This is a genomic window from Sutcliffiella sp. NPDC057660 (genome assembly GCF_042800035.1).
Classification (GTDB): domain Bacteria; phylum Bacillota; class Bacilli; order Bacillales; family Bacillaceae_I; genus Sutcliffiella_A.
In genome coordinates this window covers 1-24318 of the sequence record NZ_JBHVHV010000011.1, presented here as the reverse complement: position 1 = coordinate 24318, position 24318 = coordinate 1, and the positions used below count along the sequence as shown (strand labels likewise).

Annotated in this window: 19 protein-coding genes; 2 read left to right on the top strand and 17 right to left on the bottom strand. The window is 45.3% G+C overall.

Translation table 11 applies throughout. The features are described from left to right. Window positions 1–21: 21 nt before the first annotated feature. The 16 genes from ACFVAD_RS13720 to ACFVAD_RS13645 all read right to left on the bottom strand — a co-directional run bounded on the left by ACFVAD_RS13720 (window position 22) and on the right by ACFVAD_RS13645 (window position 22402). Window positions 22–2181, bottom strand: coding sequence for a glycoside hydrolase family 3 N-terminal domain-containing protein (locus ACFVAD_RS13720; protein ID WP_386640931.1), 2160 nt, complete (start codon window positions 2179–2181; stop codon window positions 22–24). Window positions 2182–2582: 401 nt separating this feature from the next. Beyond that, complete coding sequence (locus ACFVAD_RS13715) at window positions 2583–2753, bottom strand: hypothetical protein (protein WP_386640928.1); 171 nt, start codon at window positions 2751–2753, stop codon at window positions 2583–2585. 1 nt (window position 2754) lies between these two features. Beyond that, window positions 2755–3711, bottom strand: coding sequence for a carbohydrate ABC transporter permease (locus ACFVAD_RS13710; RefSeq protein WP_204412370.1), 957 nt, complete (start codon window positions 3709–3711; stop codon window positions 2755–2757). Window positions 3712–3726: 15 nt separating this feature from the next. Beyond that, a complete protein-coding gene (locus ACFVAD_RS13705; RefSeq protein ID WP_386640925.1) occupies window positions 3727–4590 on the bottom strand; it encodes a carbohydrate ABC transporter permease in 864 nt (287 codons plus the stop codon). A 2-nt stretch (window positions 4591–4592) separates the two neighbouring features. Further along, the gene (locus ACFVAD_RS13700) at window positions 4593–6851 is read right to left on the bottom strand and encodes a DUF5696 domain-containing protein (RefSeq protein ID WP_386640922.1); all 2259 of its coding nucleotides are present in this window, start codon (window positions 6849–6851) and stop codon (window positions 4593–4595) included. Further along, window positions 6844–8865, bottom strand: coding sequence for a YIP1 family protein (locus ACFVAD_RS13695; RefSeq protein WP_386640919.1), 2022 nt, complete (start codon window positions 8863–8865; stop codon window positions 6844–6846). Before ACFVAD_RS13695 ends, ACFVAD_RS13700 begins: the two co-directional genes overlap by 8 nt. A gap of 15 nt (window positions 8866–8880) precedes the next feature. Next, entirely contained in the window at window positions 8881–9759 is an 879-nt protein-coding gene (locus tag ACFVAD_RS13690; RefSeq protein ID WP_386640916.1) for a carbohydrate ABC transporter permease, read from the bottom strand. Between the two features lie 41 nt (window positions 9760–9800). After that, window positions 9801–10694 (bottom strand): carbohydrate ABC transporter permease, encoded by an 894-nt coding sequence (locus ACFVAD_RS13685; protein WP_386640913.1) that lies wholly within the window; start codon window positions 10692–10694, stop codon window positions 9801–9803. Then, a complete protein-coding gene (locus tag ACFVAD_RS13680; protein WP_386640910.1) occupies window positions 10684–13623 on the bottom strand; it encodes an extracellular solute-binding protein in 2940 nt (979 codons plus the stop codon). Before ACFVAD_RS13680 ends, ACFVAD_RS13685 begins: the two co-directional genes overlap by 11 nt. Before the next feature lie 96 nt (window positions 13624–13719). Then, the gene (locus ACFVAD_RS13675) at window positions 13720–15093 is read right to left on the bottom strand and encodes an extracellular solute-binding protein (RefSeq protein WP_386640907.1); all 1374 of its coding nucleotides are present in this window, start codon (window positions 15091–15093) and stop codon (window positions 13720–13722) included. Between the two features lie 470 nt (window positions 15094–15563). Continuing rightward, window positions 15564–16571 carry a Gfo/Idh/MocA family protein gene (locus ACFVAD_RS13670; protein ID WP_386640905.1) on the bottom strand — a complete coding sequence of 336 codons (1008 nt, stop codon included), beginning with the start codon at window positions 16569–16571 and terminating at the stop codon, window positions 15564–15566. Between the two features lie 13 nt (window positions 16572–16584). Then, the gene (locus ACFVAD_RS13665; RefSeq protein ID WP_386640902.1) at window positions 16585–17682 is read right to left on the bottom strand and encodes a Gfo/Idh/MocA family protein; all 1098 of its coding nucleotides are present in this window, start codon (window positions 17680–17682) and stop codon (window positions 16585–16587) included. 282 nt (window positions 17683–17964) lie between these two features. After that, window positions 17965–18813: a sugar phosphate isomerase/epimerase family protein gene (locus ACFVAD_RS13660; protein ID WP_386640899.1), complete on the bottom strand. Its 849-nt coding sequence runs from the start codon at window positions 18811–18813 to the stop codon at window positions 17965–17967. Between the two features lie 12 nt (window positions 18814–18825). Then, complete coding sequence (locus tag ACFVAD_RS13655; protein WP_386640896.1) at window positions 18826–19323, bottom strand: DUF1854 domain-containing protein; 498 nt, start codon at window positions 19321–19323, stop codon at window positions 18826–18828. Continuing rightward, window positions 19320–21506 (bottom strand): ABC transporter ATP-binding protein, encoded by a 2187-nt coding sequence (locus ACFVAD_RS13650; protein ID WP_386640894.1) that lies wholly within the window; start codon window positions 21504–21506, stop codon window positions 19320–19322. The genes ACFVAD_RS13655 and ACFVAD_RS13650 overlap by 4 nt, the downstream gene beginning before the upstream one ends. Window positions 21507–21640: 134 nt before the next feature. Beyond that, window positions 21641–22402: an alpha/beta hydrolase gene (locus tag ACFVAD_RS13645; RefSeq protein ID WP_386640891.1), complete on the bottom strand. Its 762-nt coding sequence runs from the start codon at window positions 22400–22402 to the stop codon at window positions 21641–21643. Window positions 22403–22584: 182 nt separating this feature from the next. On the opposite strand from ACFVAD_RS13645, the gene ACFVAD_RS13640 reads away from it, so the two are divergent. Next, entirely contained in the window at window positions 22585–22989 is a 405-nt protein-coding gene (locus tag ACFVAD_RS13640) for a VOC family protein (protein ID WP_386640888.1), read from the top strand. A gap of 43 nt (window positions 22990–23032) precedes the next feature. On the opposite strand, the gene ACFVAD_RS13635 is transcribed toward ACFVAD_RS13640, so the two are convergent. Beyond that, window positions 23033–23782 carry a glucose 1-dehydrogenase gene (locus tag ACFVAD_RS13635; RefSeq protein ID WP_386640885.1) on the bottom strand — a complete coding sequence of 250 codons (750 nt, stop codon included), beginning with the start codon at window positions 23780–23782 and terminating at the stop codon, window positions 23033–23035. Between the two features lie 176 nt (window positions 23783–23958). On the opposite strand from ACFVAD_RS13635, the gene ACFVAD_RS13630 reads away from it, so the two are divergent. Further along, window positions 23959–24318, top strand: a 360-nt coding sequence (locus tag ACFVAD_RS13630; RefSeq protein ID WP_386640882.1) for a hypothetical protein, incomplete at its 3' end; no start/stop codon positions are given.

Genomic DNA, 24318 nt, shown 5'->3' with positions numbered 1-24318 from the left:
AAAGTCCTCCTTTTAGTTCTTCTATATTTCTAATCTGAATGAACGAATTGTGAGCTCCGTGCTGTTTGGTCCGATCATGGCATGGAATTCCCCATTATCACTTGTAAACGCCAGGTTTGCATGGTAGTAGCGAAGGGCTTCTTCCGAAATCGTGAAGCTGACTTCCTTCGTTTCACCAGGCTCCAGCCATACTTTTTGATAGCCTTTCAGTTCCTTCAACGGACGAACGATTTCACCGGCAATATCCCGAACATAAAACTGAACGATTTCCTCTCCAGCCATTGGACCGGAATTGGTCACCTGAATGGACGCTGTAATCGGTTCGTTTGCCGTTACCGTTTCATTTGCAAGCCTCATCTCACCGTATGTGAAGCTTGTATAGCTTAAGCCGTAGCCAAATGGTAGAAGCGGTTCGTTCGGAATATCGAGATATTTGGACACATAGTGGTCTGGTGCATCCGGTCTGTTTGGTCTGCCTGTATTGAAGTGGTTGTAATAGACAGGAACCTGACCAACGGAATACGGGAAACTCATCGTCAGTTTACCTGAAGGGTTGGCATCGCCAAACAGCAGATCTGCAACGGCAGCGCCACCTTCTGTCCCCGGATACCATGCTTCAAGTAAGGCATCCACTCTATCAATCACACCGTGAAGATCCAGTGGTCTACCGTTGAAAAGCACGGTAACGATCGGTTTCTGCAATTCTTTCATACTTTCGATCAGTTCAAGCTGTGCCTGTGGTAAACGAATGTCAGCGCGGCACTTTGCCTCTCCGCTCATATCCGCTCTCTCCCCGACAGCCAGTACAATTACATCTGCGTCCCGTGCTGCTTTTACCGCCTCCTGGATCTGCTCTTCCGTAATCGTTTCTATGTCGGAGCCTTGTGCAATCGTTAAGTTGGAGGAATCCATTTTCGTTTTGAAAGCCTCCTGAAGCTGAACCGCATCTTCCTGTCTGCCATGCCACGACCATGCGCCCATGATATCTCCACTTGCAGCAAACGGTCCGATCAGTGCAATCTTTTGCTCTTTATTCAGAGGAAGGACATTTTCATTTTTTAATAGAACACAAGATTTTGTCGCCAGTTCCCTTGATACCTTGCGATGCTCTTCTGACAGGATGACTTCCGCCTCCAGCTCCTCCGATGCCCCGCGGTATGGGTTTTCAAAAAGTCCAAGCTTCTCTTTTAATGTCAGGATTCGAAGTACGGATTCGTTGATAGTTTCCTCTGATACATCCCCACTTTCCACAAGCTCCTTCAAATGCTTCGGATAGCAGGAGGTCATCATTTCGATGTCCACACCAGCCTCGATCGACTTTTGTGCACATTCCTTTTCGTCCGCTGCAACACCGTGGAAGATCTGCTCCTTCACTGCGCCCCAGTCGGAAATGATGACGCCATCAAAGCCCCATTCTTCGCGAAGAAGCTCTCTCATCAGCTTTTTGTTTCCTGTTGCCGGAATGCCATCCACCGTATTGAATGCCGTCATCACCATTTCACAGCCTTCATCCAAAGCCGCCTTGTATGCTGGCAGATAGGATTCACGAAGCTGTCTTTCTGACATGTTTACCGTGTTATAGTCACGTCCGCCTTCCGCTGCCCCATAAGCGGCGAAATGCTTCACGCAAGCCGCTACGCGATGAAGGTCGTTTGTCAGGTCCTGACCTTGGAATCCTCGAACGAACGCTCTAGCAAACTCGCTGTTCAAGTAAGGATCCTCACCAGTGGATTCCATCACACGTCCCCAGCGCGGGTCACGAACTAGGTCCACCATCGGAGCGAATGTCACATGAACACCGGATACAGCTGCTTCCTTTGCCGCTATTTCCGCGCTTTTTTCGGCCAGCTCCATATTCCAGGAACACCCGATTGCGAGTGGTACCGGGAAGATCGTCTTAAATCCGTGAACGATGTCAGCCATGATAAGCAAAGGGATACCTAATCGGTTTTCTGCCAAATGCTCTTTCTGGATGTTTTGAACCTCTTTTGCCCCTGATGCTCCCAAAACGGAGCCGGTATTTGTTACAACGTCCTCATTGATTCCCATATTGGCCATTGGACCAGTAATTTCGCCTTCTCCGGCAGCACCTTTGTAGAAAAAAGTAGCCAATTGCAAGAGTTGTGCTATTTTTTCATCCAGTGTCATTTGATCTAAAAGAGCTTTTACGTCTTTCCCCATTATGGTTCCCTCCTTGGCTTACATGTACTGAAACGTTTTTATGCATATAAACCTATATTTATTAAGATGTTTTGTGTAAAATTCTGTTATTTTGTCGAAACGTTTCTATAACAGGCTTTACGATGCCCAATTTTAATTGCGCCTTCCCTTTGTTAAGAAAATAATTTTATTAGTCTTTTAAACACCGCTGTTGATTTCCGCACTAGGCTGCGCTTTCCGCGGGCGGGTGCGGAGCCTCCTCGGCTTGCGCCTGCGGGGTCTCCCCTACTCCGCTTCTCCCGCAGGAGTCTTCGCCTATTGCTCCAATCAACAGCTAGCGACCTTGAAATCAATACAAATCTGTAACAATGATCTTCAAGTAAAAGGTTTACACTATGAAAAATGAAAATTCAATGAAGTCGTTATGCTTCAACTGTTGCCCCTGTTGATTGGAGTGCAAGGCATGAGACTCCTGCGGGAGATAGCGGTAGACTTGAGACCCCGCAGGCAAGCCGAGGAGGCTCAAGCACCGCCCCGCGATCGCTGCTGCCTGGAACGGAAATCAACAGGGAGTTCAAAGTTGGTATAAACATTTTATTCCCCAGCAATCCCCGAACGGTCCACACCTTCCACGAACCAGCGCTGTGTGACCAGATAGACAAGCAGCATCGGAAGGATCGTCATGACGGTTCCTGCCATTTTGATGCCCTCATTGATTTCAGAGGAATCCCCTTCCTGCGGGAACATCTGCTGATAGGTGGCCACGAACTTCTGGAGCTCGAGCGGCAAGGTCGTCAGGGCATTTCCGAAATAGATAGAAGCTAAATACGTTTCATTCCAATACCATACGAAGGAGAAAAGGAATGAAATGATGATTGCCGGTCCGGCCATTGGAAGCGCAATGGTGAAAAAGATGCGCAGAAAGCCTGCTCCATCAAGCTGGGCAGCTTCTTCCAAAGCCTTTGGCAGCATTTTAAAGAATTGATAGAATATCAGAATGAATATGGCGCTATTGATTCCTTGCCCAAGCAGCGCGGGGAACAGGAACGACTGGATGCTTCCCAATATCCCCAGCTCGTTAAAAAATACATAACGAGGGATGACGGTCACTTGAGGCGGAATGATGAATGTCGATAGAACCAGCACAAACATCGTACGCTTGAATGGAAAGTCAAAGCGGGCAAAGCCATAGCCGATCACGGCACATACCGCGGTCTGCACAATGGCCGGAATCGCTGTGACATACAAGGTTTCCAGCAAGGTCGGAATGAACTTCAGGACAGAATAGGCCGCTTCATAGTTATCAAGATACAATTGTGTCGGCAACCAATTCACCAAAGGATTCAGGATATCATCCAGGCTCTTCAAGCTATAGGATGTCATATACAAAAGCGGATACAGGTATACAAATCCAATCCCGACCAAAAGGCCATAGATGAAAAGCTTGTACAGAAAGCCGTCATTCCCTTTGACACCGAATGTCATTTTCTTCAGCTTCGTTGCATATGGATGGATGCTTTTTTTCCGATTAGTTGATAGCCAGCTTGCCATGAATCTTCCCCTCCCCTATGCATATTTTTTCTTCCCTCTGAACGTTAGCAGACCTACTGAAATGGCAAGTGCTGCCGCAATGAGTAGGAAGTAAATCCAAGACAAGGCGGAGGCATAGCCGAAGCCAGTGTCAATCTGGAACATATTCGTCTGGATATGTTCGATAATCGGGTTTAACGAAAAGACGGAGAACATTACAATGGTATAGACGGTATTGACGACGATCATCGGGAAGATGCTTGGCAGGGTCACCTTCCAGAAGCACTCCCAGTTGGATGCGCCATCAATTTTTGCCGCTTCATATACCTGCTGGTCAATTTTTTGCAGGGCAGCCAGGAATATCAGGAACTGGACGCCTGAGAACCATAGAATGATGATCAAGTTGTCCATCAGATACAGTAGCACTGTACTGAAAAACCCTTCTGAGGAAAGCATCGATTCAAAAATAGCGTATTCCTTGATGGATGGGATGCTTGTCACTCCCTGTGCGATCAGTTCATTGATAACCGGGCCGCTTGCAATGATAACAGGCAGGAAAAAGATTGTTCTGAAAAAGTTTCTGAATTTGATCGGCTGGTTGAGCAGCAGTGCAATGATCAACGAGAATACGATGATGATTGGCACCGACAGTACCAGCTCCTGTAAAAAGGTCAGAAGCTTCTGGGTAAATAGGGCATCCACCGTGAAGGCATATTCAAAGTTGTCGAATTTCACAAACTTCGTCTGAATCCCCTGTGTCGTAATTTTTACTTGCTGAAAGCTTAGAAACAGCGAGTAGAAAAGGGGAACCGCTGTGAAAATCAGGAATCCTAAAATCCATGGTGAGATAAACATCAAGCCTGTTAGTGTATTCTTTGATTTCATGGACATCTGCTTCATGCTTATCTTCCCCCCTCTACTACTTCAAATGATGTTGCTTCCACTTCCACACCTTGTACGCTGAAAGGTGCTTCCGTGTAATTGACAATGATGGATACGCCGTTTTCATACACCACTTCGACCACTCCCTTTTGGTGGACAATGCGATCGGTGATGGTCATGTTTTCCACTTCTCCAAGGCTTTCCTTCACTGCCTTGTATTGATTAATGACTTGTTCCTTCCAGACATCAAACTCGGAAGTGTACAGTCCTCTTGATGGAGTTTTCAATAGCTCCTGGGAGGATTCCGTCGTCAGATAGAAAGAAGGGTATGCCCCGAATTCGATCATTCTCAGCACTTCCTCTGTCGGGTTATGCGAGAAATTAGAGAAGCTTGCATAGTATGGCTTGTACCCTTTAAGGACGATTTGCAGGAATGGTACCGTATCTGTCACAAACATATAGCTGGAAGAATACATCGGCATATCGAGGTATCGGTCCATATAGGCCCAGGCATAATCGTTCGGCTTATAGAAGGATAACCCTCCCATCTCTTCCTGATAAAGCTCGAAGGTTTCTTGATATGTTTGGATCATATCGGTTCTCGTGCTTGTCATCCCTTTGTTGAAATCTGAGAACAGGGTATAGCCGGTCGTATCGACTGCAAGGTTAGTTACACCATGCTCCTTGAAGTCTTTTTGATCTTTTTTGGCAATTTCCAATGTCTTTTCCGGGCTGAGATAGTAGCTCATTTTGCCATACTCTCTCTGTGTCATCGGCTGTGCATTTTTCTTTTTCGCGACATCCTTGCTTCCGGAGAAACCGGATGCGCCTTCATAGGCTTTTGTAAAATCTGTATAGAGATAGAAAGGAATGTCCTTGTCCTTCAGTTGCTTCATCGTTTCCTCATAGTCGGCATCGCTTCCAAGCTTGCCTTCGAGCGGGAACTTCTGCGGCAGGGTGCCTGTCAGACCGCCTTTAGTATAGCCGCGGTAGACGACGTGCATGTTGTCGACTTCATTTTTCTGCAGTTCTTCAACATAGCCTGGGATCTCGTCCACTCTTGTCATTGGCAGCACAGTGTCCCAAAGCAGGCCTTTTTTTGTTTCTCCACCAAGGAATTCAAGGCGGACATCAACGGCATCCTCTTCTTTTTCAAGGCCGCCCGTCTCCACCAGGCGTTCCTGGTAGCGTTTTGCCATTCCTACGTAGTCCGCTTCCTCATCCTCGAGAATCATGACTCGCTGCTTGATGTCAAAGGAGTTCTTCTCCTCCTGATAGACATTGAAGCCGCCCATGCTTTTACTTGTCGGCTGATAGTAGCTGAAGCGGTACTGGTACTGGGAGGTTACCCAGAAAAAGTCGGTGGAAGCGCCGGAAGGATAAGCGAGAATGCTTCCATAACTTTGCCCCTCTTCAATGGCGGTGATGAACCCATTTTGCTTCACTCCATGTACCGCCCCATATACAGGAACGGATATTTCCTGTGTCGGATAGGTGTAGTCATCCTGGGATTCGATATTACGGGTGAATCCTTCATCTGTTCCATAGATGTTGCCGACGAAAGGAGTGTCGGAACGGAACGGGCTTTTTTCGAATCTCATCAAAGCGCCGCTTCCATCAGGGATGAACAGATAGCCGCTGATATCTTCTTCATTGACTGCTCCAAGGAACGGGTATACTTTCATGGAAACAATCTTGTTGTACTTCCCATCCTTGATTCCTGCATCAGGGACTTCGATTAGGACATCGTCTTCCTCGAGACTCACCTTCAGCTGGACATCGATGCTCGAATTCTTGAATTCGATATCAGCAGTGAAGCCGTTTTCTTCCATCGTGATCTCTGAAGCCGATTCGGATGTCAGAATACTTTCCGTTTTCATGTTTCCTTTGCGGTCCAGGTAATCGATCGTGATGGCCGATTGGACCATTTCTGTCCATGTATTGTTCAGTCGATAGTTTTCAGGCTGATCCAATCCGGAGTTCCAGATATATCCCGTGCTCTTGTTCTGGATTTTAATTGCAAGGGATGCCCTGTTTACGTAAAGAGCCAGTTCTTCGTTTTCAGTGACCTTTTCAAATCCATCCAAGGTTCCTTCGGGAAGCGGCTTATTCTCTTTTTCCGTTTGCGTAAATTGGTTGGAATCAAATCGGAGTGTCTCTTCTCCAAGCTCGGATTCCACTTCAATCTCATCCAGTTCTTCCTTATCTTTCAGCGAATCCGCGATAACGTGGATGGGAAGCATGGCAATCAGCAAAAACAGGATTATCTTTTTATACACGGAGAATCACCTCCTGAATGATCGCTGTGACAAAGTCTACTACTTGATCCATTAATACGTAAATGATGAAGCACACGAGCACGATGATGATCATGCAGAATATCGTGATCAGGATGTTTCTTACTGTTTCAAAGAATTCATAGGCATGTATCTCTTTTACCATGATGAACAGGATAACCAGCGACCAGCCGATCATGACCTGCATCGAGAAGGTATAGAGGAATGCTTCATTCAGAGTCAAGGCATTGGATAATAGCGTGACCGGAATGATGAACACCAGATAGGGAGCCAAACTATAGATGGTTCCTATGTAGATGTCCCGGAATCTTCCTTCTCCGTCACTGATCGTACTTACCAGATAGTTGGAGACGATGAACAACAGGATCGGCAGGAAGAGTGTCACAAGCTCGAATGCAAAATTGATCTGGTCTGCGTTTGACCCTCTGAAAATAAAGCCGGTGAAATATTTCATGATGAGATATTCCAGAAATAGAACAAAGTAAAGAATAGTGGCAGAAAGCAGAGATACCTTTCTGACCCGCTTTACATAATAGAAGCTGTCTACAGGCTTCTTCAGGAATTTGCCAAGGAACAGAAGCTCGCTGATCAGGGTCTTGGCTTTGATCGCTTTCCATCTTTTCCGCGGCTTTGTGAGAATCCCCTTCTTTTTATCCACATACAGGACAGAAGCCCGTATCGCAAAGAGACCGAGGATCACTGCGAAGACCTTGCTCAAGTGCTCCTGCATCCAGATGTTCCGGATCTCCCAGAACGAGTCGGAATACCCATATTTGCTGTTGACAATTTTAAAGGATTCCATTGCATCGTCATACTGCTGCTGCTTGTAGTAAGCTTCTCCCATTGCATAATGGGCAAGACCGATGGAGGAGTTCAGGCGCAGAACCTCGCTCCAGTACTTTCCACTTTCTACATAGAGCCCTTCTGCATATAAGGAGATACCTCCATGCATCATTTCCGCGAATGCGGTCGGCTCGAGCATCTGAACTGTTCCTCTTTCACGATCTGTTACAAGAAGGCGGCCAAGATTATCCACGCTTATTCCTGTTGGATCCTTGAACAAGCCGAGACGGTTCGTCCCATCATCCTTGCCCCCGAAAATGAAGAGAAGATTCCCATAGCTGTCATATTCATAGATACGGCCATTGTTTTCAAGAACAAAGAAGTTTCCGAGTGGCCCGACAGTAATATCTCTCAGATTGGAAGTATCCGAGATGTCAGAATGGAGTATGTTGCCCCCGGCAATATTCAGCTTTCGGATTACTTCAAATTTTGTACCGGCTGTAACAGTGAATACCAGCCCTTTTTCATCAATGGCGATATTGGTTGGCGCCGGTGGAACCTTAAGGAACATTCTTGACTTTTGACCTTCTGTCGTAAGTGCATCCTGCACCACAGACATGAGGGACGATTGGGTGCGGTTTACTCCAAAGAATCCAAGGAATGTGCCGTCCTGCCCAATCTGGATGATACCGTTATTGGAACCTTCCCCGATAATGTAGAGGTTCCCCCGTTTGTCCACGGTTACTTTTTGAGGCTTATATGGTGATCTTGTTCCGAACAAGGGAGAGTCAGGCCTTCCATATTCCTGGATCATCTCGCCTTCCTGGGAGAAACGGAAAACCTTCTCATTTTTATAGTCCGCTACATAGATCTCCTGGTTGTGATCCACATACACCCCTGTCGGCTGGGCTAGCTGACCTTCCCCGACCTCTAAAAGCTTTTTGCCGTTCTCATCGAATTTTGTGACCTTTTTCGTTCCTGAATCCGCTACATACACATTGTTATTTTCATCAATGTAAACATCTTCTGGATTAACAATCTCACTGTTACTTCCAAAGAGACTGACAGGGATATAGGCTGTCTGTGTTTCTATGATATCCCCCTCGGATGAAACCGTCTCCGTTTTGTAAGGAACAGAAAGCGAAGCAGAGGATTGTGCTGGAAAGAGTATCAGTAGCCAAACACATAGTAAGCCGATGAAGATTTGCTTCATTTTCTTTCCTCCCCTTTACTTGATACCTGAATGCGCCATCGTGTTCATTACCTGGCTTTGTAGAATGATAAAGATGATCAGATTCGGAATAAACATGATCAATGATGCCGCCGCTGCCATACCTTGACCCGCTACCGTATTACCTGTAGTCGCAGAAGATAGGGTGGACATATAGAAGGCGAACGTTTTCAAGTTTTCATTGTTGACGAATAGCTCGGAAGTTTCCGTATTGTTCCATACCACCTGGAACGACAGGATGGCGATCGTTGCAATTGCCGGTTTTACGAGCGGAATGATGATCTTCCGGAAAATCTGGAAGTCTGTCGCACCATCCATCTGGGCAGCTTCTATCAGTTCGTTGGGTATCTGATCGATGAACTGCTTGACCAGGAATAGCCCGATCGGCATGGCAATCAAAGGAAAGATGTGTACCACGAAGGTATCAAGCAATCCGACCTTTTCAATCAGCAAATACCTTGGGATAACCACTGCTGCAGATACGAACATCAGCGCCAGTGTATTGATTTCGAAAATCGTCTTCTTCAATTTGAAGCGTTTTTTCGATAGTGCATATCCTGCCATCGTACTGATCAATACCGTCAGGAAAACCACGATCAGCGTAATGGCAATACTATTAAAAAGGTAACGAGACATCGGAACCCCGGATGCGCTCGTATTATTCATCAGATCGATAAAGTTTTGAAATGTTGGCTTTTCCACGAAAAATCGGGGCGGATAGGCAAAGAGCTCGTCTATCGGCTTGAATGCGTGAGAAAAGACAAACACTATGGGCATTGCCATAAAAACGGCAAGCGGAATGAGAAAAAGATAGAACTTCATCTGACTCCGGTGAAACCTGTCTGGATTAATTTTCGTTCCATGAAATGCCGACACATCGTTCACTCCTTACGTATAAAAGATTAATAGACGTAATTCTAATCCTTCTCCCCAAATAGTCGCCAGGCAACCTTCGAGAAAATATAGACAACCAACAGCAGAATAACGGAAATGGCAGCTGCGTAGCCCATCTCATATCGGATGAATCCATAGTCCTCCAAGTGGTTGACCATCAACTGACCCGCATATTGCGGTGTCGGGTTGGCGCCTGATAGCGCAACCCCGATAGCTCCGGCCTGGAAGGTACCTACAACAGCCATAACTGCTCCGAATAACATTTGCGGCTTCATCGATGGAATCGTGATATAGATGATCTCTTGGAATCTATTTTTTATTCCATCGATATAACCTGCTTCGTAGATTTCTTTATTGATATTCAGGACACCTGACAGCATCGCCAGGAATCCTACTCCCATGCTTCCCCAAAGTGTCACGACAATCATGATCGTCATTAGATGATCAGGCGATTGCAGCCATTGGATCGGTTCGAACAGTACCCCCATCGTAATAAGGAGACTGTTCAGGTAACCTGTCTGGTCCCCACTGAAAATGATGGTCCATACTACCGCCATCGCTATCCCTGCTGTCATGGAAGGGGAGTAGATGATAAGCGCCAGAATGGTTCTTGGTACTCTCGAGATCTGAGCCAGCATCCAGGCAAGCAGGAAGGAAAGGATATATCCTCCTGGTCCTACAATGACAGCAAAGGTAAGGGTGTTCGGCAATACCTTTTGCATGAACACCTGGTCCTGCGTCAGCACACTTACATAGTTTGCGAGTCCGATAAACGTCGGCATCTCAATTGCATTAAAATACGTAAAGGATAAAAAGATCGCAACCACGACCGGGATTATAATAAAGGTAAAGAAAAAGATAAGGTATGGTGCAAGAAAAATAGAAGTTCCTGCATGCTTTTGGACTTTATTCATCATTCTCTTCCACCCAGCTTTCCACTTGTTCAATCGTCGGTATATGGTAAGGCTTGATGATCTTGCCATCCTTCATATAACCGAACTCCTCCATTTTCCTGCGCATTTCGCGGTCGATTGTGACCACTGCATCATCCACCGCAGATCGTGTATTTTCCCCGTCAAATACTACACGGTTCCATACATTACTGATTTCACGCTCAATCATATACGTGTAAGGAGTTTTAGGTACCTCCATTAATTGCTCCCATTGTTCAAGGATTACTTCTTTATGCTCTTCCGGCCATGGAAGCTGTGCAAATGCTTCCAGATTGGAGGTATTCCACATATAAGAAGGTCCATACATGATTTGAAGCGTTGTTGCAAAATCGGTCTGGATCTCAGTTGAGGTCCACCACTTAAGCAATTCCCATGCCTGCTCTTTATTTTTACTTCCGTTAAATATCATACCGGCTTGTCCTGATCCGGTTGCCCATCTCGATACGGTGCCATCCTCCTGCATCACGCCAGGATGAGGGGCAATATCCCACCAGCCCGAGATCTCAGGTGCAGCTGCGGTCAGCTGGACATAAGTCTGGAAATTGGCAACCCCGATAGGCAAGGTCGAATATCGGAAATGATTATAGAAATTCGGCACTTGAAGCGGCGTACTATAAATGGTATTCAAGTCTGTCATGAACTGAATGCCTTTGATGGTCTCATCACTATCAATGGATGTTCCCATTCCGTTCTCCACGTACAGGTCACCTTGATTCTGATAGATGAAAGGTGCAGTGGCCTGGAACGGCTTGAATGCGACAGCACCTGCGATAGGCGTGTAATAGTTAAGTCCGAAGCGCTGCAGTTCAGGCAGAACCTCCACCACATCGTCCCATGTATCCGGTACCGGTACATCCAATGCATTCAAAATATCTTTTCGGTAGAATTGTACAAAGAAATCCTGTGTTTCTGGCAATGCATAAACCGAATCATCAATGATCATCGGAAGGAATGCACCCGGTGAGAAACGGCCGACCGTTTCACCGAAATCATCAAACTGTCGAAGATCATAGGCAGCTCCACGGATTGCCAATTCATATGGCAGCCACGTACTGATTCCAAGTGCAAGATCTGGTTGGCTGTTTGCCGCATTCGCCAGGATGAGCTTCTGCTCCGATGGCATGATCGAAAATCTCACTTTGATCCCTGTTTCAGGAGTGAATTGCTGATCGGCCATGTTCTGCATCAATTCCACATACTGTCTTGGTCGATTCACCCAGATATCCACAACATCGTCTTCCACGTCTTCAGTGGCAAGCGTATTCGATTGGAAGGAATGGAAGAACTTCAAGACAGATTCTTTCGTTTTTGCAAAAAAGCCCAATTCTGCTTTTGGCAACTTTTCGTCACCATGAATATATATTCGATCCATAAATAATGGCTGTTTTTTCAAGTCCAATATTGCATTTCCAAGAATCTGTGCAACAGAGCTGGAACCCTCAGATAGCTGCGTCAATCTCGAAGGTATTTCATCCGGTGACTCTGCTAGCGTTCGAAGTCTTTCGGATGCAATGTTCAAGGACACCACTTCCACTGCTTCCTGTCCTTCACTCAACTCAAGCAAATACTCACTTTCCTTGTCAAGTGCAGTTGCCCAGTTTAGCAGGCGGTCCTCGATATCCGGCAGGTACTCCGTGATTCTCCATCCACGTGAACGATCTTGGCTGTTACCTGTTAATTGTTTGATCGATAAGGAAAGCTCCTCGATACCCTGCATAACCTGATCGATTTCAAAGAGTGTTCGATTGACTGGCGAAGCATCCACTTTCAGGGTCAGGGTATTTGTCCCTTTTTTCAAATAAAACGAGTAGGCTTCTCCCTTGTCATCACTCAGCGTTTCGTTCTTCCAGTTCTTTTCCTGCTGGAAGCCGTAATGTTCCACTTCTTCAAATGGTATTTCTCCATTAATCATGACTGTACGGTAAACCGGAAAACTTGTTTGCTTCTCCTGCAATACCTTTAAACTTATGTTGTAGTACCCGTCTTCTTCTACTTCAATATTCCATGTTGCACTCTGCCCACTCTGCTCCCAGGACTCCCCGCCGATTACATTCAAAAGGCGGCTGTCTCTTTTGTAAGGAACAACCGAAGCATCCTGTCTATTGACAGGTCTGATGAATGAACTGTTTTTCTTCGTTGGATGCTCGGCTTCAATAGTCACCATTGCATCCTCTATGAGCTCACCCTTGTTTTGTTCTAAGTATTCTTTATAAGAAGGTATCGTTCCCACACTGTCCACATAGACGTTTCCAAGAAGCATTTCCCCTCTTAGGTTGGAAAGCTTGATCGTGTTCTTTCCTGCTTTCAAATGGAATTTCAATGGTCTTGAGTGCAGATAACTGGAATCCTCCGCTTTTACATAATGCCATTCCTCAATGGGCACCTGCTTTGGAATGATTTCATCTCCAAAACGGTCTTTCTCAAACTTCGTTGATGCACTTTTCCAATCTTTCGGGAAAAGAATTCGGCGACTTTCATAATAAGGATAGCTTCCATTCACTTCGATGGAACCTTCTATCGGTACAATCCCTTCTCCTAAAGGAAAATAATCAAAGCCAAGCTCATATAGACCCTCTTCTTCTACATCCACTTCAACGGTGATTGATTTTTGATCTTTCCAGGAGAAAACTTGATCCTCATACCCCTTACTTTCATTCAAAGGCAGTAAATCACTTTCAGGAACGGATAAAAAATCAGTGGGACTGATAGCACGCTCATACGGAGACGCGTTATCGATTCCCACTTCTTTCCACTGTTTCAGGATATAAAGATAGCTAGGTTCAATGACTTGTTCGGCCAATTGTTCAGGAGAATTCTTTTCATCGGCGAAAGCGATATGATTCGGAATCAATAAAAGCAGTAATAGCGGCCAGAACAACATCTTACGTTTCATATCATTTATCCCCCTCAACAGTTATAAGAAAAGCGCAAGCGGTCGGGAGCAAGACTCCACCCCCACCGGTTTTGCGCTTCACTATGAAAATTTTAATTATTGACCAATCGCTTCTTTACCTTCTTGCAGCTTTTGGTTAGCTAGTTCATTGATTTGAGAAATGTAATCCTCAATCTTGATTTCGCCTCTTACACTTGCATCAATGATACCTGCGATGTTTGCATTCGGGTTGTCACCAACCGCTACACCAGTTGGAGCTTCCCATCTGGATTGAACATAGCCAGGAACCGTTTTGAATGGCTCTATAACTGCATTGTCCAAGTTGTCATACGCTGTGCGCAGACCAGGTATATCCTGGATTTCAAAGAAAGCATCCAATACTTCCTCGTCGTTGATTACAGGAAGGTTGTTCACTGCTTTTTCGTTTTCAACTGCAACATCCAGGCGTTTCATGTATCCTTCTTTACCGAAGCCCATGAATTTAGCGAATTTGTAAGCCTCTTCTGCATGCTCAGTAGATTTAGAGATTCCCATGAAGTCGTTTACAACAACTGTTCTTCCACCAGGAATCCCGATGAAATCCCATTCAAATTCAAGGTTATCTGTAAAGTTCGTTACAGCCCAAGTTCCATCCCATACAGTTCCAAGACCGCCTTGTGCCCAAACTTCCCCACCATTTTCTCCACTGAAGTTCGCTTTTTGCTCGTCAGTAAGATTTTCATAAGAATAACCGTTTGTTACGAAATTGCTAGCCAAGTTGACACCACCGATAAATTCGTTGCTATCAAGGTTGTAGCCATCTTCGCTGTATGTGTACCAGCCAGCTGTCTCGCTAACAGCAGTAGGGTACCAGTCAACAATTGCAAATGGGTTGTTCATTCCAACTACACCATTGTTTACATTCGAGATGGAGCGAACTGCTTCTGTAAATTCGTCAACAGACAATCCATACTCAGGAACATCCAGGTTAGCCTGGTTATAAAGGTCTTTATTAACATAGTAGCCTAAGAAATGCTGTCCACTTGGAACCGCGAATACTTTACCACCATATGTTGCAGATTCTTTTACCGCATCTGCGATTTTCGCATAATCTTCATCTTCTTTTGTTAAATCTGTGATATCCAATAACCAGTCGTTAGCAAGTCCTGTAGGAACCTGTGCAAGATTGAAAACATCTGGCATCGATCCAGCACTTGCCGCTGCAGATAATGCGTCGTTCCAGTCACCAGTGATGCTCTCATCGATTTCGATTTTCACATTCGGGTTTGCTTCTTCATATTCTTTAATTAGAAGACGCTCGATGTTCATTTCCTCTTCCGTACCTAATGCCCAGCTAGCGAAAGTAAGTGTCACTTGCTCTTTATCTGAAGCTTTATCGTCTTTTTTCTCATCATTTGAAGCATCATTGCTGCAACCAACTACTAACATAAAAACAGTTAAAATTGCGATCCAAGGTTTTAACAATTTCATCTCATACACCCCTTATTTTTTTGTTTTATTAGATAAAAACTTTTTTCTAAGTTTAGATCTCAAATGCGTTAGCTTGTCCACTAGACTGATAGATTACAAGAAGCTGAGGTTAACTACATCAATTGAAGAAGAAACAACAACCCCTTTCCCAATTTCGAAACGTTTCAATTTCTTTTCAAAAAATAAAGTGAAGATTCACTTGGGTTCAAAAAGCTATTGACTGAATACTTACAATTAATTGATACGTTTCACTAAAATCATTATACTCCACCTTGAAACCGATTACAATTCCATTTTTGAAGAAAATTTTCGAAACGTATTTTAATAGTGGGAATTCTCAATCATCCTAGAGAGAGCAACCGTTTGCTCAATTCATTTTATGATTAAAATACAAAAAATAACGGAAGAAATGCTTATAGAATCGATTCGATTCTTGTAAGATTTTCTTCCGTTACTTTCTATATACATAATTACTTTATATTTACAGCATTACCAGTTTTTGAACTTTCGTAGATGGCTAGTATGATTTCCAGAGCATTTCTTCCGTCCTGGAGTGAAATTGCAGGGTCCTTGTCATTTTTTATGGCTTTGACCATGTCCTCTATGATTGGATAGTGACCTTCTTGCGATGTCGAAAACGTAGAATCTTCTTTATGTAATTCATTATCCTCGTGAAGGAAATGCCAGCTTTTTATCTCATCTATGTATTTTCCACCGACAACCGCCGTTCCTTTTGTGCCGAAAAGGCTTAATGATGCTTCCAGGTCGGTTGGATAAATCGCAGTCGAGCCCTCGATGATTCCAAGCGCACCACTCTCGAACTCGAGGATCGCCACACCGACATCCTCCATTTCCATCGTGTGGCGCCTTGTAGCAGTAAACCCGGAGACCTTTCGGACAGGACCCATCATCCATCTTAAAAGATCGATATTATGGATGGACTGATTCATCAGGGCACCACCATCCATGGCGGCAGTTCCACGCCATGGATCCTGATCATAATAGCTCTGGTCCCGGTACCAGCGGACTGCTGTCGTTGCATGCATCATGTTTCCGAAGCTTCCTTTTTCCAGCTTCTCCCTCATTTGAAGAATCGGTCTATTGTAGCGTTTTTGGAAAGCAACGGTGGCTTTGACCTTGAACTTTTTAGCCGCTGCGATTACCCGGTCCGCATCCTCAAGCGTCATCGCAAGCGGTTTTTCGATAATTACATGCTTGCCGGCTTCGATGGCTTTGATGGCCATGTCTGCATGCAGGCCGCTTGGTGTGCAGATGCAGACCACATCTATGGAGGAGTCCTGTAGCAAATCCTCGTATGCTGTATAGAATTTGTTGGTGGAATACTGTTTGACGAAGCCTGATGCCGTTTGCTGGTTCTTATCACAGACCGCAACTAATGTGGCTTCAGGATGCAGGGTGATGGCCTCTGCATAAATAGGAGCAATCGCCCCCGCTCCCACAATGGCAAAATTGATCATTATTTGTTCCTCCTTATTCTGATAGAGTCACAGACTTCCCGGTTCTGGCAGATTCATAGATGGCCAGGATTATTTCCAACGGTTTCAGTCCTTCTTCTCCATTAACAAGAGGCTCACGATCCCAGGTGACAGCCTGCATCATATCTTCTATCTGAATGCGGTGTGCACCACCGAAGATGGCTGTCGGATCACTCGCACCAGTTCCGCTGTCGGTTTGTCCGGTCTTGGCCAGATTTTCCACCTTGCCCCCACTGTACCACTCACCCTTGCTATCTTGCGTTTTCTGGAAATGGTGGGTCAATCGATCATTTTCAATAACAGCGGATCCCTTCGTTCCAAAAACTTCAAGGCGGCAGCTTAACCCAGGGAATGCACTGGTTGTACCAACGATTGTGCCAAGTGCTCCGTTCTTGAATGTCACCGTCGCGACCGCCACATCCTCGACCTCCATTCTCTCATGGGCAAGGGTGGCTGTTCTGGCAAACACACTTTCAACCGGTCCCATCAAATATTGAAGGAGATCAATCGTATGAATCGATTGGTTCATCAGCGCCCCTCCGCCATCAAGTGCCCAAGTACCGCGCCATTCGCCACTGTCATAATACTCCTGTGTGCGATACCAGTTCACTGCACATTCACCAAGGATCATGCTACCGAAATTGCCCTCATCCATTTCCTTTTTCACTTGGACGGTTGCCGTGTCGAAACGGTGTTGGGAGATGACAGACAGCTTGACCCCGGCATCTCTGCACGCCTTGATCATTGCTTTTGCTTTATCCATGCAGATGTCCATCGGTTTTTCCGTAATGATGTGTTTACCGGCTTTGGCTGCATGGATTCCCATATCGGCATGCATACCGCTCGGGGTAAGGATGTTGACGATATCGATATCGTCTCTTTGAAGCATCTCCTGGTAGTCGGTGTAGAAGTCTGTGTTGTATTTGGATGCTAAGGTTTTGGCACGATCCTCTTCAATGTCTGCAACTGCTACTAATCTGGCATTTGGTATAGCGTGGATCTGTTCAGCGTGTGTGGCGCTGATGGAGCCGCAGCCGATGAGGGCGAAGCGCAGTTCTTTGTTTTGGGTATATTGAGTATTGGACTGGGTCATTGGTTGGTCCTCCTTTGGGTTTGGTAGTATCTTTATGGCGGCGTAGGGCTATTTGTGTATTCCAGGTGAAAAACTGTATATTCTGAACAAAAAACACTGTTTAGAGCATGATTTTACTTCATTTCACTCTGTTGAGGGCGTTTTTTGCTTTTCACAACGGCAATTTTACTAGGTTGATTGGTGTTTTTCGACTCGATTCTAACAGATTTCTAGAACATTCTAACAATTAATGACGTGATTCTAACAACTTTTCCAATCATTCTAACAGAATTCCAAATCATTCTAACAATTCGAATTCGATGAACTTTTCACAGGCATCCCCACATCCACAAGCAGCTCCTTGAACCGCTCGACAGCCGTGACAAACAAATCAGGTCCACTGAATCCCGAAAATGTTCCTGCAGCCGCCAGATGAGGCTCAATGGAAGCGAATCCGGCATAATTCCGATCAAGTAACGCCTGATACAACGCCTTCATCTCGCCATCGCCATCACCTGCTGGCACCACATGACCATCAGCAAACCGTGCATCCTTTACATGCATATATTCCACATACTTTTCCAATAATGGGTAAGCCTCCGTATATGGCTTCACTCCGCATTGTACAAAGTTGGCCGGGTCGAAAGCTGCCCGAAGATTGGGAGATTCGCAGCTTTCAAGAATTTCTAGACAGCGCTCTGCATTGTCCCCATAAATGTCCTTTTCATTTTCATGCAGCAGTACTACTTCTTCCGCTTCTGCAACCCGGACAAGCTCGTTCATCCTTCTCAACACCTCGTCCCGGTAATCTCCAGGGTCCTCTCCCTCTGGAATAAAGAAGGAAAAGATTCGGATGTACCGGGATCCCAGTACATGAGCCGCATGCACAACCCGCTGGAAATCCTCCATATGTACGTCAAAATTCTCCAACACTCCTATTTTCCCGATTGGCGAACCAATGGAAGAGACAGAAAAGCCTCTGGCATCCAAAGTCCGCTTAATCGTCAACAGTTCCTCACCCGTCAGATGTGCAACATTCGTCCCCCACACACTCCGGAGCTCAAGATGCCGGATCCCCTGCGACTCCAGGACATCAAGCTGTACGTCGAGTTCAGGGGAGATTTCATCTGCAAAGCCGGTTAAAGTAATCATCCAATTCCTCCTCTAAATGACTTTATTCAACTGCTTGCGGCTTGCTGCATCAAGAGATTCGATATCCTCGATTTCACAGCGCTTGCCTTCCATGTCCGTTATGATCAGTCTATTCACCCCGATCATCTGGATATGCTCATGAATGTTTCTCATCAGAAGCTTGAGGTCGCCTCTGTCCGTTTTCACTTGGAAGGACCACAATCCCGGCTCCTCCTTGATGGAAATGATCTGCGTCACTGCGGGAATGACGTAGCGAAGTTTCAGCTCCGCCACCAGCTCCTCCCTGCTTTTATCGTCCAGTTCCTCGATATCACGGATTATTCCGATCTCCTTATCATCCTTGGTCCAGACAGACAAGTATTCGTAGGGTCTGGACATCGGATACGTACGCCTGACCGTTATCTCGGCAAACAGCTCCCGGGCGGTTTTCATCTGCAACATTCCGCCGGCACTTCTGGTAAAGGATGTAACACCAGGATTGATATAGGTTATTTCAAATAAATCACTCATCCAACCTCTACTCCTTTGATCTGCGACATTTCCTTTTGCGCTTCCACAAGCTTATAGTAGATTCCTTTTTCAGCGAGAAGCTCTTCATGTGTCCCAATTTCTGCAATCTGCCCTTTGTCAATCACGACGAGACGATTGGCATTTCGCAATGTGGAAAGGCGGTGTGCAATGGCGAAAGTGGTGCGACCCTGCACCAGTCTGCTGACCGCTTCCTGTATCTTGTGCTCGGTTTCCGTATCAACTGACGCTGTAGCCTCATCGAGAATCAGAATCCGTGGATCATGCAGAATGGCACGGGCGATGGCAATCCGCTGCTTCTGTCCGCCTGATAAGCGGTGGCCACGCTCGCCGACCTGCGTTTCATATCCATCAGCCATTTTCACGATAAACTCATGGGCATTCGCTATTTTCGCAGCCCGCATGATTTCGTCTGGCGTTGCACCCTGATTGGAATACGCAATATTGTCAGAGATTGATCCATCAAAAAGGAACGTCTCCTGCAATACCACCCCAATCTGTTTGTGCAGGTCTTCCTGCCTGATATCCTTCAGGTCTATTCCATCAATCGAAATGGTCCCTTCTGTCGGATCATAGAATCGGCTGATCAGGTTGATCAAGGTCGATTTCCCGGCTCCCGAATGACCGACCAATCCGATCATTTCCCCCGGCTGTACGATGAGATTCAAATCCTTTATCACGGGACTATGTTTCTCATAGCCGAACGTTACATTCGAGATTTCCACCTTTCCTTTCAAATCCTTTACCGAGACGGCTTTTTTGCTGTCTGGCACGTCTGATGGGGTATCCATGATTTCGAAAATCCGGTTTGCAGATGAAATCGCGCGGCTGACCCATGTGATCATCTGGTTGTACCATTGAAGCGGTCCAAAAAACATACCAAGATAAGCGATGAATGCCATTAAGGTCCCTAAACTGAGGTCGTTACTGACAACCGACATGCCTCCAAAGTACCAGACAAGCAGCATCCCTGTTCCAGTGATGAAAGAAAATATCGGGAATACGCCCTGCCACATTCCATCGGTTTTAATTGTCTGCGCCATCAATATTTCATTCCCCTTCATATAGCGGGAATGCTCCTGTTTTTCCTGTCCAAAAGCTTTTACTACCCGTATCCCTTGCAGGGTATCTCCCACTACCATGTTCAGACGGTTGATTGCCTGCCATTGCTTGTACCACATCTGATGGACTCTTGGCCAGATCATGACAGAGAAGAGTATGACAACCGGTGTTGGTAATAATGCGAACAGGGTCAGCTTCCAATCAAGGCTGAACATCATAATCAGAATTGCGACCAGCATCAGTGCCTGGCCTACTACCCAGAGGACACCGTCGGTTAAGAACTGACGGGTATCCTCCACATCCCTATTTACCCGGCCTATGAACTGCGACGTCTGCCTGCGATCGAAATAACTTAAGGAAAGCCGCATCAGTGATTGATAGACCTCTTTACGCAAATCCCCCATCACTTTGCTTCCGATCCAGACGCCGAGCATCCCTCTGACAATCTGCATCAGGGCAAGGACAATGCTCGTTACACCGAGAAGAGCCACCAATACAAGCAATCCTCCGCCGATGTCCTTTGGCTCCAGTACCTCATCCACAATTATTTTTGTAATGTATGGAGGTGCAAGTTCCAAAAGGGTTGCCAGAATCAGCATGACCATCGCAAAGACCATCTTGATGCGATAAGGCTTTGTGTACCCCAGCAGTCGACCGACCACTTTCTTTCTATCTACACATATCGAGCACGCATTGGTTCCTTCCTGAAGCGGGCGCTGGCAGGTCGGGCAATGGCGCGGCAGGTCATTTTTCGATAAAACAGGCAACGGCTTTCCGTTTATCAGGTTTTCAATCACCTTTACTGCAACCGTAAACTTGCTTGTCAACGGAGCGGAAAAACGAACAACAACTATACCACCATCTTCGCTATCCACTACCAGTGAGCCGCCACCTATATAGGAATCCAGTTTCGCACCCTTCAATTCTGATATTTCCAATGATTTAATAACGCTTCCATTCTCGTCATAGACAAAAATATGACTTTCTGTGATGGCGAGCCAACTGTCTACAAATCTTCCATTCTCGTCCATGTCCGCTTTGGAAAAATACAACATATCACCCGCCGGTTTGATCCTATCGGGAATCGCTTCTAATATTGGCATGTAAACCCTTCTCCACCTTTTTATTTAATTAATTCATTTAATTTATATAACATTATAGATTATCTTTACTAGTTTACAAGTTAAATTTTCCATTCTAAGTAAAAAGACAGGACCAAAATGACCTGCCTTCCCCATTATTTTTCAAGTAAAAATTTCAATGCCGGCTGTATCTGTTGATCCCAATAGCCCCATTCATGAGAACCTGCCCCGTCCTCAAACGTACTCTCAATGGACAATCTGTCAAGATGATCCCGGAACCTCAGATTAGCCTGGTAGTTATGATCCTCCGTTCCACAGCAATGGTACAATCTTGGCATCGGCCCTTCGCTCTTGGCCAAGTTTTCAGCTACATGAAAAAGGTCGTCATCACTCCCTTTTATCGGACGATCGCCAAAAATATGCTGGAAGTCACGCGGAAAAGCAGAAATCCGATCCACAATATCCAATGACCCCGAAAGGCTCGCCCCTGCTGCAAATTTATCTGGATTACGCATGACCGTTTTCAGCGCACCATACCCTCCCATGGATAGCCCTGCAACAAAATTATCCTCCCTTTTTTCGGAAAGATTAAAAAACGACCTTGCAGTCTGCGGCAGCTCCTCGCTCACATATGTATAATAATCGTAGCCATTTTCCATATCCGTATAAAAGCTTCTTCCAGCAGCAGGCATCACAACTGCAAGGCCAAGAGGTGCAACATATCTTTCTATGGAAGTAAACCGGGTCCAAATCGTGTGATCGTCCGACAAGCCATGCAGCAGATATAAGGTTGAATGCTTCTTTTGCTCCGCTTTGGATTCCACTCCGATATGGGAGGTTGTCTGCGGCAATATGACAGTCATCGAGGTGGAGCATTGAAGGGCCTCGGAAAAGAAATTGCATTGAATAAGTGCCATTGGAATCACATCCTTAAATAATTTTAGAGTTATTGAAACGTTTCGAATATTACCAGTATAAAGGAAGTATGTATTCGCTTTCAATATATTTATAAATACGAACAAACGTTCTTTACTTATTATAAGGTTTTATTTTATAATGAATGTGTTGGATTAAACTAATATATTAAGGAGTGTTCAAAATGAAGCAAGTAACACCTTACTTATCTTTTAATGGAAATGCAAAAGAGGCACTGGAGTTCTACAAAACGGTTTTCGAAGGCGAAATTGTGGGAATCCAAACATTTGGAGAAGCAGACTTCCCTACTCCCCCTGAAGCAGACAACCTTGTCATGCATGCCCGATTCGAAAAAGGCGACTTTGTATTGATGTTTTCCGATGCTTTCCCTGGACACTCCGTTGCAATGGGCGACCAAGTCTCCCTGACAATTGAGCCTGAAAATGAAGAGGAGATACAAACGCTGTACAACCGTTTATCCGATAACGGTACAGTCGTGATGGAGCTTCAAGACACATTCTGGGGCGCACGCTACGGAAAAGTAAAGGATCAATTTGGTATTACATGGGACTTGAATCTTCAAAAATAAAAGATAAAAGAAGCTTCCGATTATCGGTAAGCTTCTTTTTTGGTTAATGCTCGTATATCATTTTTCGGGTCATCCCACCATCTACGGTCAGATTCTCCCCAGTGACAAAATCATTCTCACCATCAGTCAGATATAGGCAAGCTCTTGCGATGTCAGAAGGCTTTCCGACACGGTTGGAGAGGTGCTGTTCATGATCTACATCACGTAACTTTTCGTAATCTCCTGTTTCTATCCAGCCTGGTGAAACGGCATTGACAGTGATGTTATCAGGACTGAATGAGGCAGCCATTGCATGGGTGATGGCCACAATTCCACCTTTAGATGCAGCATACGCCTCCGAGTTCGGCTCCGACATCGCCGCTCGCGTGGAGGCAATATTAACGATGGATCCACCTTTTTCGTTCTGCCTCATAACTTTGGCCGCTTCGCGGGAGGCGATGAATACACTGCGAAGATTGGTCTGGATGACGTTATCCCAATCCTCGATTGTCAGTTCATACGGGGATGTAAAGGTTGAAATGCCTGCATTGTTAATCAGGATGTCTATTCTCTGATACTGCTGCACTGTCTTGTTGATGAGGTGGACAATATCCCCTTCTTTGCGGACATCCGTCTGGATGAAGAGGGCTTCCGCGCCTTGTGATTTCAGTTCCTGTTCAAGCTCTACTCCTGCCTTTTCCTCCATATCTGCGAGTACAACTGTTGCACCTTTTTTTGCGTATTCCTTGGCGATTCCTTTTCCGATACCGTTTGCTGCACCGGTAATGATGACGACTTTGTTTTGGAAGTTCATGGTTTTTTTCCTCCTTTTTTACTCATGTTGAGAAAAGTATACAGGCTAGGAAGAGGGAATACAAAAGAAGCGTTCCACTAAACACATACTACCCCTTTATGCGGTTTAAAGAGCTTATAAAGGGTATAAATTTCCACCTTCCAATTCTCAATAAAGAACAAATTTAAAAAGAAGGGGTGTTACTTTTGGAAAAATGGGAAGCTGCCTATATTGCGGGTATTATCGATGAAGGAGGTAGTATTACATTAACCAGAATGCATGCTCATGAGAATCGTAGACCCTGCATTACAATTTCCTCCACAGATATAGAATTACTTGAATACATACAAAATCTTGCTGGAGGATCCATCAATAACAAAAAGAATTACAAACCGGAAATACACAAAAATTCTTTCACTTTGAATATCAAACAAAAAGATCAAGTCTTTCACTTATTATTGGTGTTAATGACGTTTTACAATGTCCAAAATTTGACGTGGCTATTAGTCCTGAAACTGACGGGTTCAGTGTCCATATTGAAGGGGAAGCAGACCTTT

Coding starts and splice junctions, on each gene's coding strand:
- ACFVAD_RS13720 (WP_386640931.1), bottom strand. CDS start 2,181: ATGGGGAAAGACGTAAAAGCTCTTTTAGATCAAATGACACTGGATGAA.
- ACFVAD_RS13715 (WP_386640928.1), bottom strand. CDS start 2,753: ATGTTTATACCAACTTTGAACTCCCTGTTGATTTCCGTTCCAGGCAGC.
- ACFVAD_RS13710 (WP_204412370.1), bottom strand. CDS start 3,711: ATGGCAAGCTGGCTATCAACTAATCGGAAAAAAAGCATCCATCCATAT.
- ACFVAD_RS13705 (WP_386640925.1), bottom strand. CDS start 4,590: ATGAAGCAGATGTCCATGAAATCAAAGAATACACTAACAGGCTTGATG.
- ACFVAD_RS13695 (WP_386640919.1), bottom strand. CDS start 8,865: ATGAAGCAAATCTTCATCGGCTTACTATGTGTTTGGCTACTGATACTC.
- ACFVAD_RS13685 (WP_386640913.1), bottom strand. CDS start 10,694: ATGATGAATAAAGTCCAAAAGCATGCAGGAACTTCTATTTTTCTTGCA.
- ACFVAD_RS13680 (WP_386640910.1), bottom strand. CDS start 13,623: ATGAAACGTAAGATGTTGTTCTGGCCGCTATTACTGCTTTTATTGATT.
- ACFVAD_RS13675 (WP_386640907.1), bottom strand. CDS start 15,093: ATGAAATTGTTAAAACCTTGGATCGCAATTTTAACTGTTTTTATGTTA.
- ACFVAD_RS13670 (WP_386640905.1), bottom strand. CDS start 16,571: ATGATCAATTTTGCCATTGTGGGAGCGGGGGCGATTGCTCCTATTTAT.
- ACFVAD_RS13665 (WP_386640902.1), bottom strand. CDS start 17,682: ATGACCCAGTCCAATACTCAATATACCCAAAACAAAGAACTGCGCTTC.
- ACFVAD_RS13660 (WP_386640899.1), bottom strand. CDS start 18,813: ATGATTACTTTAACCGGCTTTGCAGATGAAATCTCCCCTGAACTCGAC.
- ACFVAD_RS13655 (WP_386640896.1), bottom strand. CDS start 19,323: ATGAGTGATTTATTTGAAATAACCTATATCAATCCTGGTGTTACATCC.
- ACFVAD_RS13650 (WP_386640894.1), bottom strand. CDS start 21,506: ATGCCAATATTAGAAGCGATTCCCGATAGGATCAAACCGGCGGGTGAT.
- ACFVAD_RS13645 (WP_386640891.1), bottom strand. CDS start 22,402: ATGGCACTTATTCAATGCAATTTCTTTTCCGAGGCCCTTCAATGCTCC.
- ACFVAD_RS13640 (WP_386640888.1), top strand. CDS start 22,585: ATGAAGCAAGTAACACCTTACTTATCTTTTAATGGAAATGCAAAAGAG.
- ACFVAD_RS13635 (WP_386640885.1), bottom strand. CDS start 23,782: ATGAACTTCCAAAACAAAGTCGTCATCATTACCGGTGCAGCAAACGGT.